This is a genomic window from Kaistia dalseonensis, from assembly GCF_030814715.1.
In the GTDB taxonomy this organism is placed as follows: domain Bacteria; phylum Pseudomonadota; class Alphaproteobacteria; order Rhizobiales; family Kaistiaceae; genus Kaistia; species Kaistia dalseonensis.
On record NZ_JAUSVO010000004.1, the window covers coordinates 640,720 to 655,531 of the forward strand.

Sequence of the window (14,812 nt, forward strand, 5' to 3'; positions counted from 1 at the left end):
CTATGCTGGCCCTATGAAGAACCTTCGTACGCAGGACACCCCACTGGAAAGGCAAGTCGATGGCTGAAGCGAGCCTTGGGCAGACGATCGGTCCAGCGGTCGTCCTGATGGGGGCGGCTGTTCTTGCCGTGCCGTTGTTCCAGCGGATCGGCCTTGGATCGGTTCTGGGCTATTTCGCCGCCGGCCTGCTGGTCGGGCCGTCGGTGCTGAGCCTCATCACCGATGCCGAGGCCATTCTTCATTTCTCCGAGCTCGGGGTGGTGATGTTCCTGTTCGTGATCGGACTGGAACTGCGCCCACAGAAACTATGGGCGATGCGTGGCCAGATCTTCGGGCTGGGCTGTGTCCAGGTGGCGGCCGCGACATCCGCCCTGGCGCTGTCCGGTGTAGCGGTCTTCGGCTTTTCCGGCACGGTCGCCTTCATCGCCGGTGCGGGCTTCGTTCTTTCCTCGACCGCCGTCATCATGTCGGTGCTGCAGGATCGGGGCGAACTCGCCAGCGCGGAGGGCCAGAAATCGGTCGCGATCCTGCTGTTCGAGGACTTGATGATCGTGCCGCTTCTGGCGGTGGTCGCCTTCCTGTCGCCCCTGTCGCACGGGCAGGCCGAATGGATCGACATACTGGTCGCGGCGGCCGCGCTGGTGGCGCTGCTGGGGGTGGGGCGCTGGGGCCTGAACCCTTTCTTTGCTCTGCTGGCGCGCGCACGGACACGAGAGGTGATGACGGCCGGGGCGCTGCTGGTGGTCCTGGGCGCGGCGCTGTTGATGGATGCCGCCGGCCTCTCAATGGCAATGGGCGCCTTCCTTGCCGGTGTCATGCTGTCGAGCTCCAGTTACCGCCATCAGATCGAGAGCGATGTCGAACCGTTTCGCGGCCTGCTGATGGGGCTGTTCTTCCTCGCTGTGGGAATGTCGCTCGATCTTTCCGTCGTCGCGGCCGAATGGCGGCTCCTGCTGGCGATGCTGGCTGCGTTCACTGTGGCCAAGGGCGCCATGGTCTATGCGGTCGCGCGCTTGTTCGGCAGCTCCAACCATCAAGCCGTGCATCGGACGTCCATGTTCCTGCAGGGCGGCGAATTTGCCTTTGTGCTCTATGCCGCCGCCATGTCGGGCGGTGTGATCGACGCGCGGGACAATGCGTTGTTCGTCACCGTCGTGATCCTGTCCATGGCCATAACGCCGCTGTTCATGATAGCGGCCGACCGGCTCTTGCGTTCCGGGGTGTCGATGGACGGCGTTGATGTCGCGCATGATCTGAGGGGGCGGATGCTCCTGATCGGCTTCGGCCGCTTTGGCCAGATCGCCTCGCAGCTTCTGCTATCCAGGGGCATCGACCTCGCCGTCATCGACCGGGACCCCGACCGCATCCGCGATGCCGCCCGATATGGGTTCAAGGTCTTCTTCGGCGACGGCGCCCGACTGGACACGCTGCGCCAATCCGGCGCGCGTGAGGCGGATGCGATCATGGTCTGCATCGACGATCGGAAGGCGGCGATACAGATCGTGGAACTGGCGCGGCATGAATTCCCGCAGGCCAGGCTCCTGGTGCGCAGCTATGATCGCAGCCACGCCGTCGAGCTGATCCGCGCCGGCGTCGACTATCAGATTCGCGAGACGGTGGAATCCGCCTATCTGATGGGAGCGGAGGGCCTTCGTGCGCTGGGGTTTGCCGAGGTCGACATTGAGGAGGCGGCTGAAGATATCCGCCAGCGCGACGCGGAGCGCCTGTCCGAGCAGGTCCAGGGAGATGCCATGTCCGGCCTGGATCGGCTGCTCACCAAACCCATCCCGGAGCCGTTGGGCAGAGCGTCGGTGACCCCGCCGGCGGCAGAGCAAAACTGAGGGTTTCCGCTGGGGCTCGCCCACTGATACCGAAGATGAACGACGACCCCGGGAAACTCCGATAAAGGTGTCACCTATAGCGCCCGTTGCTGATCGATGGAGGTTGGCGGCGACGGGCGGTGCGAGAGGGATCTTAACTGGGTCCTACGCCAGTCATGGGCAGCCAAATTGGACTTCGTGTCTTAGGGCGCCGCAGCGAAAACGTAGTTCTCAGTTTCATCGACGTCGGTGCACCATTTACTTTCCCAATCCATTGAATTCGACCTCGCTTGAGGCAAGTCATGGCGTCACACGCCTTCGGATAAGCGAGCCGCCGTTCACCCCTCACTCGACTGGTCGCCTCACGACGGCGAGGGGGGCGTCATCGCAGTACCACGAGATCCGGGGCTGGCGATGCCGGCAGGTGTCGTGAAAGAGGCTCAATATTGGACGGCTCCGGCGACAGGAACTTGCCGAACGCGTCAATGTCGAGCGGCGGGCTGAAGAGATAGCCCTGATAGGTCCGGCAACCGGTCTCGCGAAGGCGATCGAGCTGCTCGACCGTTTCAACGCCCTCGGCGATCACCTCCAGGTTCAGCTTGCCGGCAAGTTCGATGATGGCTTCGGTGACGACCATGTTCGACGCGTTGGTGAGCATGTCGCGGACGAAGGACTGGTCGATCTTGATCTGGCCGAGCGGAAAGCTCTTGAGAACGCTCAAGGACGAATAGCCTGTGCCGAAATCGTCGAGCGACCAGATGATGCCGATCGCCTTCAATGCGTTCATCTTGGCAACCGTTGCATCGACATTGTCGACGAACATGCTCTCCGTGAGTTCCAGCTTGAGTTTCGAAGGCGTGACGCCGCTGAGGCGGACGATTTCGGAGACACTCTGGACGAAATCGGGCTGGCGGAACTGCGAGGCGCTGACATTGACCGCAATCGTGAGATGCCGCGTTTCGGGCTCGGCCTCCCACTGCGCAAGTTGGGCGCAGGCGGCACGCAGAACCCAGTTGCCGATCGGGACGATGAGACCCGTTTCCTCGGCGAGCGGGATGAATTTGACGGGAGGAACATTGCCCAACTTGGCGTGCGGCCAGCTGATCAGAGCCTCGGCACCAACCACCTTTCCGGCCTCGTTGATCTGAGGCTGGTAGCGAAGCTGGAAATCGCCATTCGCAATGGCCTTGCGCATTTCGATGTCCATCATGCGGCGCGTCGAAAGGTCCGCATTCATGATGACGACAACGAAAATCAATTCGGCCATCGCAGTCAGCGTATTGGCCCAGACGCCGATCTCCGCGGCCTCGGCAGGAATAACCAAATCCGGGTCGTGAAAGCCGATCGACGTATTCGAAAAGATGACAAAGCCGATCAGGCAAAATGCCGGCATGACATATTTCATGTAGATGCCGCCTCGCCGGAAAACGAAATAGCCGCCGAGGGCAACAGCGAGAAAATGTATCTGTGTGGCGCGGTGCACGCCATCCGGCACGTTGTCGAAGAGACAGGAAACGGCGATGAACAGGGGCAAGAAAAGTCCGGCGAGCAAGGCCGCCCCCGTCAATCGTCCCTGATAGGCAAGCCAGCCCAAAGCAATGCCGAAAGCGATCAGGCCAGCATGCATTGCCGCCAAGAATGGCCGATCGAATTGAATGAAAGCCGCGGTCCAGCCCAAGCCGATCAAGATGGTGATCATGCTCGAGCCCAGCAAGCTGGCCCTAACCCGGCGCCGATGACCATCGTCTTTCATAAAGAACTACACATTTTATCTCATAATACCTGCACGAAAATCATATTTTGCCGTGGATGGCTGCATATTCGAAAGTAATAGGCGGCGTCTTGGCCTCTTGTGCCGCAATGCCTCCCCCCTTGTCAGACCACATTTTCAGACGTTCTACCATCCCGACTTCATGTCGCCTGATCGGCCATTCCTGAACCCGCGCCAGTGACGATGGCAACCTTTTCGACCAATTGGTCTATCTCGCGCTCTCGCGTTCGTATGAGCAACGGTCGCAGCCCCGCAATGGCCATAGATTGCCGGCGCGATCCACGTGGCCTCCACACAACCTGCACACGGCCTCGATCTTCGATGGATAGGGTCCTGCCGAAACTGGCGTCGGCAGGGAGCCGGCCGAACAGGGATGGCTGCATGACTGAAGTATCGCGAACAGGCCGCAGTGTCAGATATCCGGTGTCGATCCGCATCCTGCACTGGCTGCGAGCAATCCTGATCCTGGGTTTGATCGCGTGCGGCTGGTATATGACCGGTCGCGCCGAATTCGATCCCACCGCCGGCATCCTGTATCCCAATCACAAGCAATTCGGGATCTTGGTCTGGCTGTTGGCGCTGGTGCATCTGACCCTGCGCTGGCGCTACCACGCTGTGCTGCCGCACAAACCGGCGGCTCTGAAAGCCTGGGAGAAACGGCTCTCGCACGGAACCCAACGGCTGATCATCGCCTTGACGCTCCTCACGCCGCTGCTGGGCTACGCCATGTCGAGCAGCATCCCGGATGGCGACGGCGTTCCTTTCTTCTTCATCTCGCATGTGCCGGAAATCTTGCCGAAGAGCGATGCGGCATTCGCGGTGTTTCAGGCGCTGCACAAGTATTGCGCCTATCTCCTGCTGGCATGCATCGCTCTGCACGTAGCGGGCACCATGAAGCACCGGCTCGACGACAAGGGCGGCGAGACCGACGTTCTCCCGCGCATGCTTTGAAATGCGCCGCGGTGCCCCGCAGCGCTCCCGTTACGCATCCTGTGCAGCGGGATGACGCTTTGCCTTTGCAAAGATCATCTCGAACATCGCACCGCCCCCCGGCGCGCCTCGGTAGCGAAGACGACCGCCATGCGCCTCCACGATCGCGCGCACCACCGACAGGCCAAGTCCGTTGCCGCTCATGTCCGACGAGCGGGCCGGCTCGCCGCGCACGAAAGGATCGAAGACACGGGTCGCCATCCCGGGCGAAAGCCCCGGGCCCTCATCGGCGACACCCAGAAGAATCTCGCCGTCGCCCTCAGCCAGCGAGATCGTTATCGTGCCCCGAACCGAATAACGCTGCGCGTTGGTGACGAGCGCGAGCAGGGCCTGACGGATGCGTGTCGCATCGGCATCAACCACGACGTCGGCGAGATCGAGCTCTATTCGGAAGCCGCTGGCGCGCAGATCATGCGCCATCAACTCTGCCATCTGCTCGATTTCCGGCGCGAGGCGGACCGGCTTTACGCGCAGGTCCAGATGCCCGCTGTCGGCGAGCGTCACGGTCCGCAGATCCTCGACCAGCCGGGCCAGCCCGTCAACTTGCAGAATGAGGGCATGAAGCGAGCCTTCGTCCGGCTCGAACACCCCATCGATCATCCCCTGCAGGCGCCCCTTCAGAATGGTGAGCGGCGTGCGCAACTCGTGCGCGATGGTCGCATTCCACAGGGCCATGTCGGCGGCCATGTCCTGCAGGCGCTGCGCCATCGTGTTGAAATCGTCGATCAGGGCCGCCGTCTCGCCAAGAGCCCGATCGCCGACCCGTGCGCGCGCCGTCAGATCTCCCGCCGTGATGCGCCGTGCGTTCGCGGCGAGCGATTCCAGCGGCTCCAGGATCCGACGCGCGAGGCGGAATGAAATCAGGGCCGCGATCGGCAGCGTGACGGCGATCAACACGCCGACGATCAGGAAATCGCCAATATTCAGGGAGCTCTCGGATTCCGGCATCGGGTAGAACGCGACGATTGCCGTGTAGGCGAGATAGGTTCCGAAGAAGACCAGAAGGCCAGCCGTTACGGTGATCGCCGACATGGCGATGAGAATTTGCCGGCTCAATCCGGCGCGCGGGATCATCGCGTCACGCCATCAGCCGGTAGCCCACGCCGCGCACGCCTGGCAGCAAGCCCACGGCACCTCCTTGCTCGAGCTTCTTGCGCAGTTTGCTGAGATGGCTGTCTACCGTGCGGTCGAGGGCGTTGGAGCCTGGCATGCATGCATCCACGAGCTCGCTTCTGGTGAAGACCTTCGCGGGGCTCCGTGCCATGTGGGCGAGGATGCGGAATTCGGTGAGCGTCAACACGAGTGGTACGGCCTCGGCGCCGGCGCCCAGGCTTGCCTGATAGGCATCGAGATCGATCACGAGATCACCGACACGCAAGACGCCCGCAGCCGATGCCAGTCCAGAGCGGCGAAGGACAGCCTTCGCGCGCGCGACGACCTCGATCGGATTGAAGGGTTTCACCACATAGTCGTCCGCCCCGATGCGCAGACCCTGAAGACGGTCAATATCCTTGTCGAGGGCGGTGATCATGATGGCGGCCGTGTTTCCGCGGCGTCGCAGTTCGGCCAGCACCTCCCATCCGTCAAGACGGGGCATCGTGACGTCGAGAAGGACCAAGTCCGGCTTCAAAGCGAGATGCAGGTCGAGTGCGGTGCGGCCGTCGCGAGCCTGGACTGTCCGGAATCCCTCGCGCACGAGGTAAGCGTCGAGGATCGCGGAAATCTCGTCGTCGTCTTCGGCTATCAGAACGAGGGCTGTCATGAGGTCCTCCTAACACGTTGGATGCCATCCGGCTCGCTTTGCGTCGAGCGCTCTCGCTTCGTCTCCATCAAGTCGCAACATGGGCTCCACACGGCATCAACACGGCGGATCGATAGAGGCGGCGTCGCCCCGAGCGATGGAACCGCTTTGACGGATGACCGCAATGACGCGTCTTCGCCCGCCCCTGACATTCGCTCTTCTCGCCGCCCTGGCGATGGTTCTCGGCGCCTGTTCGGATAGCGCCGAAAGCCCGAGGTCCGATACGGCCGAAGCGGAGGCAGCCACCGACCCGATCCGCATCTCCGTCCTGAAGGTGCAGCCGCACCGAGTGGTCGTCTACGACGAACTGCCTGGCCGGGTATCGGCGCGTCGAACGGCCGAGATACGTCCGCAGGTCAACGGTATCGTGCGGTCGGTGATTTTCACCGAAGGGGCGGAGGTCCTGGCGGACCAGCCCTTGTTCCAGATCGATCCCGCGCCCTTCGCCGCCGATGTCGAGGCCGCCTCCGCCGTGCTGGCGCGGGCCGAGGCTGATCTCGTCAATGCCACGGTCAAGCATGAGCGGGTCCAGGCCCTGATGGCGGCTCAGGCCACGAGCGCCGCGGCACTCGGCGATGCCAAGGCGGCGCTGGCACAGGCGCGTGCAAGCGTCGCCGAGGCAGGGGCCAATTTGAGCCGTCGCGAACTCGAACTGGCGCACGCGACCATCCGCAGCCCGATCGCCGGGCGCATCGGTCAGGCCCTCACCTCCGAAGGTGGCCTGGCTTCCGTCGGCGCCGCGACAGCCCTCGCGGTCGTCCAGCAAATCGACAGCGTCTATCTCGACGTCCGTCAGTCTTCCATCCGTCGGGAGCAAGTTGAGGAAAGGCTAGACGGTAGCCGCAACGAGGATACCGGTGCTCTTCCGGTCCAAATCCTGACGATCACAGGAAAGCGCTATGAGTTCCCCGGCAAGATCCTCTTCTCAGAGAGCACGGTGGATCCAGGCACGGGCAGCATTGCCATGCGCGTGGAGGTGCCGAACCCGCACCGACAACTGCTGCCGGGCATGTATCTGCACGCCAGAGTGGCGAGCGCCATCTACCCCGATGCTTTGACCGTGCCGCAGCAGGCCGTACGCCGCGATCCGTCGGGGCGAGCACAGCTCGCGGTGATCGGGGACGACAACAGCGCCCGCACCCGCGATGTCGAGCTCGGGCCGCTTGTGGAACGGCAATATGTCGTTCTGTCGGGCCTGAGGCCAGGCGAGACCGTGGTCGTCGAGGGCCAGGACCGCACAGGAGCGGGCCAGAAGCTGGAGCTTGTTCCCTACCAGCTCTCTTCGCCCAAGACCCAAATCTGAGGAGCCCGGTCCATGCCCCAGTTCTTCATAGCGCGTCCCGTCTTTGCATGGGTCATTGCGATATTCATCGTGATGGCCGGCCTTGCCGCGATCCCGCAACTTCCGGTCTCGCGCTTTCCCGTGATTGCGCCGCCGAGCATCAGCATCAGCACGACCTATACCGGCGCCAGTGCGCAGACGATCAACGACAGCGTCACGGCGCCGATCGAGCGCGAACTGACAGCGGTGAAGAACGTCCTCTATATCGAATCGTCTTCCGACTCGACCGGCAATGCCAGCATCACCGTCACGTTCAAGCCCGGCACCGACCCGGAACTCGCCCAGATCGATGTCCAGAACCGCCTCAGGGCCGTCGAGCAGCGCCTGCCCGAGCCGGTCCGGCGCGCAGGCCTCTCGGTGGAGGGCGTCACATCAGGCTTCCTGATGATCGTGTCGCTGCGCTCCGAGCAAGGCAGGGCCGCTTCGCTGGTGCTGGACGATTATCTCGCGCGCCGCCTGGCGCCGGAGCTGAAGCGCGTCGCCGGCGTCGGCCGCGTGCAGTCCTTCGGTTCGGAAGCCGCCATGCGTGTGTGGATCGATCCCGCGCGGCTGATTTCCTATTCGATCTCGATGGCCGAGATCGTGCAGTCGATCCAGTCCCAGAACGTCCAGGTCGCGCCGGGCCGGCTCGGCGAGGCTCCCACTGTCCCTGGCCAGGCCATCAGCGTTCCGCTCGGCCTTGATGGACAGCTGAGGACGCCGGAGGAATTCGCCGCCATCGTGCTGCGCTCCAACCCCGACGGCTCGAAGCTGACGCTCGGCGACGTGGCCAGGATCGAGATCGGCGCCCAGACGATGGGCTTCTCCATCTTCGAGGGTGGAAAGCCGGCCACGGCCGCGGCCATACAGCTCGCGCCCGGCGCCAATGCCGTCAGCACGTCGGAAGGCGTGCGCGCGCGTCTTGCGGAGCTCGCTGCATCGATGCCGGATGGCGTCACCTATGCCGTCTCCTACGACACGGCGCCCTTCGTGAAGCTCTCGATCGGCAAGGTCGTGCAGACGCTCGCCGAGGCCATGATCCTCGTGTTCCTGATCATGCTCCTATTCCTCCAGAACATCCGCTACACGCTGATTCCAGCGATCGTCGCGCCGATCGCACTCCTCGGCACGTTCGCCGTGATGTGGGCGATCGGCTACTCGATCAACGTGCTGACGATGTTCGGCATGGTGCTGGCAATCGGCATCATCGTCGACGACGCGATCGTCGTCGTCGAGAATGTCGAACGCCTGATGGCGACCGAGGGCCTGTCGCCCCGTGAGGCTACCCGCCGCGCCATGCGCGAGATCACCGGCGCGGTCATCGGCATCACCCTGGTTCTTACGGCCGTCTTCCTGCCGATGGGCCTCGCGGACGGCTCGGTCGGTGCGATCTACCGCCAGTTCACGGTATCGCTTGCGGTCTCGATCCTGTTCTCGGCCTTCCTCGCCCTCAGCCTGACGCCCGCGCTCTGCGCCACGATCTTGAAGCCGGTCGCGCCTCATCACGAGCGCAAGGGCTTCTTTGTCTGGTTCAACCGCGGCTTCGAGAGGCTGACGAGGCGGTACACGTCATGGGCGGCGTGGCTCGTGCTGCGGACCGGTCGCGTCATGCTGGTCTATGGCGTCCTCGTTGGCGCGCTGGTCGTCGGCTACAGCGCGCTGCCGACCGCTTTCGTGCCGGCGGAAGACCAGGGAACGTTCATGACGTCCTTTACGCTGCCGGCCGACGCCACGGCCGAGCGTACGCAAGCCCTCGTCGAACGCTTCGACCGCTACGCCGCGACGCGCCCGGACATCGCCAACAATCTCTCCATCATGGGTTTCGGCTTTTCCGGCTCCGGGCCGAATGCAGCCATGTCATTCACCACGCTCAGGGATTTCGAGGCGCGAAGCGGCAGCACCGACATTGAAATCGCAGCCGCCGAAGTGGCGATGCAGGCGGCGACGGAGGGCGACATCCTCATGATCAAGCCGCCCGCGATCGACGAGTTGGGCACTACGTCCAGCCTCGCTCTGCGATTGGTGGACCGCGCCAGCCGCGACGCGGAGGCCTTGCGGGCTGCGGCGGGGAAGCTCGTCGCGCTTGCCGGGCACAGCCGGCTGCTCCGGGACGTCCGCGTCGACGGATTGCCCAACGGGCCTGCTGTGAACCTTCGTGTCGACCGGCAGAAGGCCGGGGCGCTGGGTGTCTCCTTCTCCTCGATCAGCGACGTGCTCGCCTCCGCCATGGGCTCTACCTATGTCAACGACTTTCCGCGCGCCGGCGGCCTTCAGCAGGTCATTCTGCAGGCGCAGGCGAAGGACCGCATGCAGGTCGAGGACGTCCTGAAGCTGCATGTGCGCAACGACAAGGGCGGCATGGTGCCCCTTTCCGAGGTGGTGACGCCCGAATGGTCCGTCGGTCCGCTGCAACTCAATCGCTACAACGGCTATCCCTCGTTCAGCCTTTCGGCAGACGCCGCGCCCGGCGTATCGAGCGGCAAGGCCATGACCGAGATCGAGCAGATCGCCGCACAGCTCCCCGCCGGCTTCGCCGTCGAGTGGACGGGCCAATCGTTCCAGGAGCGCCAGTCCGGTGCGCAGGCGCCGCTTCTCGTCACGCTCTCTTTCGTCGTCGTGTTTCTTGTGCTTGCCGCCCTCTATGAGAGCTGGGCCATTCCGCTCTCGGTCATGCTCGTCGTTCCGCTCGGCATTTTGGGTGCGGTCGTGGCGGTGCATCTCAGGGGCATGGAGAATGACGTGTTCTTCAAGGTCGGGCTGATCACGCTGATCGGCCTTTCGGCCAAGAACGCGGTGCTGATCGTGGAATTCGCCCGCAGGCTGGTGGCGGAAGGGCGCTCGATTGGCGAGGCCGCGGTCCAGGCGGCGCGCCTGCGGCTTCGGCCCATCGTGATGACGTCGCTCGCCTTCACGCTCGGCATCGTGCCTCTGGTCATCGCCAAAGGCCCGAGTTCCGAAACCCAGAACGCGCTGGGCACAGGCCTCTTCGGGGGCATGATTTCGGCCACAGTCCTCGCCGTGCTTTTCGTGCCCGTCTTCTTCGTTTTCATCATGCGGTTAGCAGAGCGCAAGGCGCGCGCCCAAGACGGGACAGGGCCGGCTCAGCCGCTCACCGCCGGCTGACAGCCCCGGCCCGCCGCCGAGCATCCGAAACCAATCCGACCTCCTTGCCTCTCTCCTCGATCTGGAAATAGCCTATGACTGCCGCTTCCCAAGAAAGCCGGGTCACCCTCGACATCGCAACCGAGGCCGACCTGCCCCGCTTCAGCAAGGACCTTCAGGAGGCCTTCGCGATCACTGTGGTCGAAGAGTTTGGATCGATCGAGAAGGGGGCCGTCCCTTCGGGCGATGATGTGAACGACTCCTTCAAGGAGCCTAACGCCGTTGTGCTCCGTATCCTCGAGGACGGGCGGTGGGTCGGCGGCGCGGTCGTTTCGATCAATGCCGAGACGCAGATCAATTCACTCGATTTCTTCTTCATCCGAGCCGACGAAATCGGCCGGGGCCTCGGCCGCAAGGCGTGGACGGCGATCGAACGATATTATCCCGACACGAAGGTCTGGATCACGCACACGCCCTATTTCGAGAAGCGCAATATCCATTTCTACGTCAATGTCTGCGGCTTCAGCATCGTCGAGTACTTCAACACGTACCACCCGGATCTGAGCCATCCGCCTGGCCCCGACCTTCCCGGAGGCGGCGGAATGTTCCGCTTCGAAAAACGCGTCTGACCTCAAAGCATGCCATCGCGTCGGTCTCCCTGGCGCGATCCCGTGGCGCGCGAGATCAAGGACTGTCTGCAACTCGCCGAGATGCCGCGCGATTTGGCCGACAATGAAGCCGCGTTGACCCCTTCACGGCTTTTCCCGGTTCGGTTCGGCTGCAATCGGCGTTGCTTCTGAGCGCCCGCTGCGATGGCTCAGCCACAGCAGCGCGAATCCGAACAGCGGGATGAAGATGTCGGTCCAGAAGATGATGCCGGCATTGCCCGGTGCGAAATCATGCGCGGTCAACATCTGGTAGAGATGGCCGACGGCGGCTCCCAGCGTGAAGATGCTCGGGCCGAGCACGGCGGCGAGGCGCAGATCATAGCTCCGGAAGGCTGCGAGCAGACCGACCGCGGCGAAGCCCAGGCTCGCGGTTCCGACCTCGAACTGGAACGGACTATCGGCCCAGCCGATGAAGCTGGCGGAAAGCTCGCCGAAGAAGACGTGCATGACGAAGTTATAGAAGTTGTCGATGCCGATGCTGAAGAAGACGTACCAGGCGAGAAGCTCTTCGACGACGAGCGGCCGATCGATGGCAGCTCTCGACCGCGCGATCGCAACAAGAGAGACGATCAGCCCGAGCACGAAGAAGCTCAGCGAATAGTTCGACATCACGAAGGTGATGGTCTCTTTGATCCGATCGGCCAGCATCACGGGACTCCTTCAACGTGAGAGGGAAATGGCTGTCGCGCGGGCGCAGGTCAGCAGGGTGCCGGAAGCGGCGCCGAGCCCGATGCAGATGGCGGGATGACCCCGCCCATCAACAATCCGGAATGCGTCATGACCGGTCCCCTGTCAGTTCGGGAAGTGCTCGACATGCGTTTCGGCGGTGCGGCCGAAATAGACGACGCGGCGGCCGAGAAACGAGACGAGATATCCCGCGCAGCCGGCGGCTTTCGCCTTCTCGCTGAAAGCGACATAGCTGTAGTCGGCGGGGTTCGCCTGCGCCCAGCGCACGAGGCGCTCGATCTCACTGGCATTGAAGGCGGGGGCGACATTGCCGTCTGAGGGCTGCATGTCCAGCATCACGCTGTCACCGTCCGGCAGATAGAAGGTCTGGGTATTGCGGCGATAGTCGACCGTGTAGCCCTCGAAGCCGGCCGTGATCAGCCTGCCGACGATCTCCGGAAAGCTCAGGCTTCCATCGTGAGCAGCATGCAGGCAATTTTCGGCAATAGAAATCCGTTCCGCGTCCATGGCGGTTTCCTTTCTTTTCAAGATTGAGTTTGGCCGGCGGGTCAGTCCACCGGTGTTGCTTTCAGCTCGCGCCGTTCGGCGAGAATCCTCAGGATACGGTCGAGCATTTCGTGCTCTTCCTTCGTCAAAACGCCGAAAAATTCAGCGTCATTCGCGTCGGCAAGCGCTGCGAGGATCGGGATCTTGGCCCGCCCCGCTGTCGTAAGGGACAGGCTGTGCGCGCGCTTGTCCTGCTGGCTTTCCGCCCGCTCGACCAGTCCCTTGGCCACCAGCCTTTCCCCGAGTTTGCTGATCGCCCCCTTGGTCATGCCCATCCTCTCGGCGAGCACTGACGGCGGTGTCGGCTCGCAATCGTAGAGCGCCCGCATGAACGACCACTCCGCCACGGTGACATCTTCGCCCGATACCTTGCGCGCGAACTCGTGCGACACGGCGTTTGACACCATCCGCATCCAGTATCCGGTGTGATCGGTCAATTCCGAGGCCGAGGTCATGAAGCTCTCCTTGTTGACTAGGAAACTAGATCGATTAAGTTTCCTAGTCAACAACATTGATGGGGACGAGCGTGTTCGATCGGTCGCCGCATTGCTGCGCCCTCGGTGCTGGTTCGAACGGCCCGGGGGCGGAGGCCGGATGGCTGCCTTCGTAAGGCCATAACAGGCTTCTGTTTGATTGGGGCCGGTCCATTCGACTAGACTTGGCGGTGACAGGGGAGCTCTCGAAATTGGTTGCCTGCGACCTTAATCGTCGCCAGTTCGCGCTGCTCGGCCCAGCCCTGGGCGCGGCGTGGTTCACTCCGGCGAAAGCTGAAACGGGATCTGGAATGCTCTATCCGGGCGAAGAGTTGACCGAGGCGGCCGGCTATCCGGCTCTGGTGCGGTTCGAACCCGGCCGAGCGGGGCTTCCCGTCGTCGTGTTCGTCACGGGAGGAGGGGTGCTCGGCCGCGTCGCCTACGGACCACCGGACGGAAAGGCCGCCGATTTCCTCTGCCATTGGCTGCAAGAGGAGGGCTTTCCCTCTCTGGTCCTGTCCTATCCCATCGACAGCCCGGGCGTGTTTGACGCCGCATTCCCGCAATTTTCAGTCACGAACTGGGCGGAGCAGAGCGCCGAGATCATCGCTCGCTACGTGGACCAGAATGGACTGCCGGCCAACGCGATCGTCCTCGGCTGGAGCATGGCGGGACGGATTGCAGAGCCGCTTCATGCCGCGCTGCGGGCGAGGGGAAAGGGCATCGAGCTGTTCGTCGCCATGGCGGCGGCGTCCGCGCTGCCCAATACGCTGCCCGGCCTCGACCAGTTGAAGCCGGCCGCGAGCGGCCTCGCCGCGATCAAGGGCGCCTATCTCGATTGGCTGCTGCAATGCCTCGCGAATCAGAACCAGGCGGCTGGCCATCTGGTGCTCGACGGAGACCGTTTCACCCGCGAGATGACCGGCGACTTCCCGGTCGGGCTGGCGGCATCGGCGAAGCGCTACAGAGATGGCGCTTTCGTTTCCGACCCGGCCGGAGACGCGCTCGATGTCGGCACCGCGCAATACAGAGCCTTTCCGCCGCTCGCTTTGATGACGCACGCTTCTCGGATCGACGCGCGGCACGCACTCGCGGACCGCTCGACCTGGGGCGTCTACATCACCCAGCGGCTATGCGAAACGCTGGTCTTCTCGCAGCCCGACAAGCTCGCCTCGCTTTCCCCCGAGCAGTGGGCTTTGCTGGTCGAGCATGTCCGGGGCGCCGCAGAGTGGCTGAGCGCGAATTTGCCAGGCAACCATATGTTCTTCCTCGGCGAAAATGGCGCGAGGACGACGGTCGAGACGCTGAAACGCCTCAGGCAAACCGCGGCAGACGTGACAGGCGAGATAGAGCGCCTGATGACGTGAGAACGCGCCGGGCCAAGCGCAGATCGAGGCGGCGATTTCGGCCTTGCACGATCGCTCATAAGGCGATGGGGTGTTCCTGCTCTTGTTGACCCAGGCGGCCGGCTAGCGCGCTTGAACAGAAGGCTTTTCTGAAAGACCAGCGCAACTGTCCGAAAGAAGCTGCGCCATCCCCGGTGAAACCTCCGGGGCGGCGTGTCTTTCGGAGCGGGGCCATGGATGCCGATGTCGCAGTTTCGAGTTCGCACAGGTCGCGACGACCGCTGCGG

The 14,812-nt window shown here is 63.4% G+C and carries 13 protein-coding genes; 7 read left to right on the top strand and 6 right to left on the bottom strand.

Translation table 11 applies throughout. From position 1 onward, the window contains the following. Positions 1 to 59 precede the first annotated feature (59 nt). Positions 60 to 1,841, top strand: a complete 1,782-nt coding sequence (locus QO014_RS16775; protein ID WP_266349856.1) for a monovalent cation:proton antiporter-2 (CPA2) family protein — start codon at positions 60 to 62, stop codon at positions 1,839 to 1,841. Between the two features lie 361 nt (positions 1,842 to 2,202). On the opposite strand, the gene QO014_RS16780 is transcribed toward QO014_RS16775, so the two are convergent. After that, positions 2,203 to 3,144 carry a putative bifunctional diguanylate cyclase/phosphodiesterase gene (locus QO014_RS16780; protein ID WP_266349857.1) on the bottom strand — a complete coding sequence of 314 codons (942 nt, stop codon included), beginning with the start codon at positions 3,142 to 3,144 and terminating at the stop codon, positions 2,203 to 2,205. Positions 3,145 to 3,153: 9 nt separating this feature from the next. On the opposite strand from QO014_RS16780, the gene QO014_RS16785 reads away from it, so the two are divergent. Both QO014_RS16785 and QO014_RS16790 read left to right on the top strand, forming a co-directional pair. Then, on the top strand, positions 3,154 to 3,651 hold the full coding sequence (locus tag QO014_RS16785; RefSeq protein ID WP_266349858.1) for a hypothetical protein: 498 nt from the start codon (positions 3,154 to 3,156) through the stop codon (positions 3,649 to 3,651). A 321-nt stretch (positions 3,652 to 3,972) separates the two neighbouring features. Further along, positions 3,973 to 4,542, top strand: coding sequence for a cytochrome b (locus QO014_RS16790; RefSeq protein WP_266349859.1), 570 nt, complete (start codon positions 3,973 to 3,975; stop codon positions 4,540 to 4,542). A gap of 30 nt (positions 4,543 to 4,572) precedes the next feature. Here QO014_RS16790 and QO014_RS16795 read toward each other — a convergent pair whose 3' ends face one another. Continuing rightward, complete coding sequence (locus QO014_RS16795; RefSeq protein ID WP_266349860.1) at positions 4,573 to 5,655, bottom strand: ATP-binding protein; 1,083 nt, start codon at positions 5,653 to 5,655, stop codon at positions 4,573 to 4,575. A gap of 4 nt (positions 5,656 to 5,659) precedes the next feature. After that, the gene (locus QO014_RS16800; protein ID WP_266349861.1) at positions 5,660 to 6,343 is read right to left on the bottom strand and encodes a response regulator; all 684 of its coding nucleotides are present in this window, start codon (positions 6,341 to 6,343) and stop codon (positions 5,660 to 5,662) included. Positions 6,344 to 6,506: 163 nt separating this feature from the next. Here QO014_RS16800 and QO014_RS16805 point away from each other — a divergent pair, with 163 nt between their 5' ends. From QO014_RS16805 to QO014_RS16815, 3 genes are all read left to right on the top strand, one after another. After that, a complete protein-coding gene (locus QO014_RS16805; protein ID WP_266349862.1) occupies positions 6,507 to 7,685 on the top strand; it encodes an efflux RND transporter periplasmic adaptor subunit in 1,179 nt (392 codons plus the stop codon). A 12-nt stretch (positions 7,686 to 7,697) separates the two neighbouring features. Beyond that, on the top strand, positions 7,698 to 10,826 hold the full coding sequence (locus tag QO014_RS16810; RefSeq protein ID WP_266349863.1) for a multidrug efflux RND transporter permease subunit: 3,129 nt from the start codon (positions 7,698 to 7,700) through the stop codon (positions 10,824 to 10,826). Between the two features lie 74 nt (positions 10,827 to 10,900). Beyond that, entirely contained in the window at positions 10,901 to 11,434 is a 534-nt protein-coding gene (locus tag QO014_RS16815) for a GNAT family N-acetyltransferase (RefSeq protein ID WP_266349864.1), read from the top strand. Positions 11,435 to 11,557: 123 nt separating this feature from the next. Here the strand turns inward: QO014_RS16815 and QO014_RS16820 are convergent, their stop codons facing one another. The 3 genes from QO014_RS16820 to QO014_RS16830 all read right to left on the bottom strand — a co-directional run bounded on the left by QO014_RS16820 (position 11,558) and on the right by QO014_RS16830 (position 13,161). Continuing rightward, a complete protein-coding gene (locus tag QO014_RS16820; protein ID WP_307258553.1) occupies positions 11,558 to 12,121 on the bottom strand; it encodes a DUF6790 family protein in 564 nt (187 codons plus the stop codon). 144 nt (positions 12,122 to 12,265) lie between these two features. Then, the gene (locus QO014_RS16825) at positions 12,266 to 12,667 is read right to left on the bottom strand and encodes a DUF1398 domain-containing protein (protein WP_266349865.1); all 402 of its coding nucleotides are present in this window, start codon (positions 12,665 to 12,667) and stop codon (positions 12,266 to 12,268) included. Between the two features lie 41 nt (positions 12,668 to 12,708). Further along, on the bottom strand, positions 12,709 to 13,161 hold the full coding sequence (locus tag QO014_RS16830; protein WP_266349866.1) for a MarR family winged helix-turn-helix transcriptional regulator: 453 nt from the start codon (positions 13,159 to 13,161) through the stop codon (positions 12,709 to 12,711). Positions 13,162 to 13,490: 329 nt separating this feature from the next. Between QO014_RS16830 and QO014_RS16835 the strand changes: the two genes are divergently transcribed. Then, the gene (locus QO014_RS16835) at positions 13,491 to 14,546 is read left to right on the top strand and encodes a hypothetical protein (protein ID WP_266349867.1); all 1,056 of its coding nucleotides are present in this window, start codon (positions 13,491 to 13,493) and stop codon (positions 14,544 to 14,546) included. Positions 14,547 to 14,812: the final 266 nt, after the last annotated feature.

Coding starts and splice junctions, on each gene's coding strand:
- QO014_RS16775 (WP_266349856.1), top strand. CDS start 60: ATGGCTGAAGCGAGCCTTGGGCAGACGATCGGTCCAGCGGTCGTCCTG.
- QO014_RS16790 (WP_266349859.1), top strand. CDS start 3,973: ATGACTGAAGTATCGCGAACAGGCCGCAGTGTCAGATATCCGGTGTCG.
- QO014_RS16795 (WP_266349860.1), bottom strand. CDS start 5,655: ATGATCCCGCGCGCCGGATTGAGCCGGCAAATTCTCATCGCCATGTCG.
- QO014_RS16800 (WP_266349861.1), bottom strand. CDS start 6,343: ATGACAGCCCTCGTTCTGATAGCCGAAGACGACGACGAGATTTCCGCG.
- QO014_RS16805 (WP_266349862.1), top strand. CDS start 6,507: ATGACGCGTCTTCGCCCGCCCCTGACATTCGCTCTTCTCGCCGCCCTG.
- QO014_RS16810 (WP_266349863.1), top strand. CDS start 7,698: ATGCCCCAGTTCTTCATAGCGCGTCCCGTCTTTGCATGGGTCATTGCG.
- QO014_RS16815 (WP_266349864.1), top strand. CDS start 10,901: ATGACTGCCGCTTCCCAAGAAAGCCGGGTCACCCTCGACATCGCAACC.
- QO014_RS16820 (WP_307258553.1), bottom strand. CDS start 12,121: ATGCTGGCCGATCGGATCAAAGAGACCATCACCTTCGTGATGTCGAAC.
- QO014_RS16825 (WP_266349865.1), bottom strand. CDS start 12,667: ATGGACGCGGAACGGATTTCTATTGCCGAAAATTGCCTGCATGCTGCT.
- QO014_RS16830 (WP_266349866.1), bottom strand. CDS start 13,161: ATGACCTCGGCCTCGGAATTGACCGATCACACCGGATACTGGATGCGG.
- QO014_RS16835 (WP_266349867.1), top strand. CDS start 13,491: ATGCTCTATCCGGGCGAAGAGTTGACCGAGGCGGCCGGCTATCCGGCT.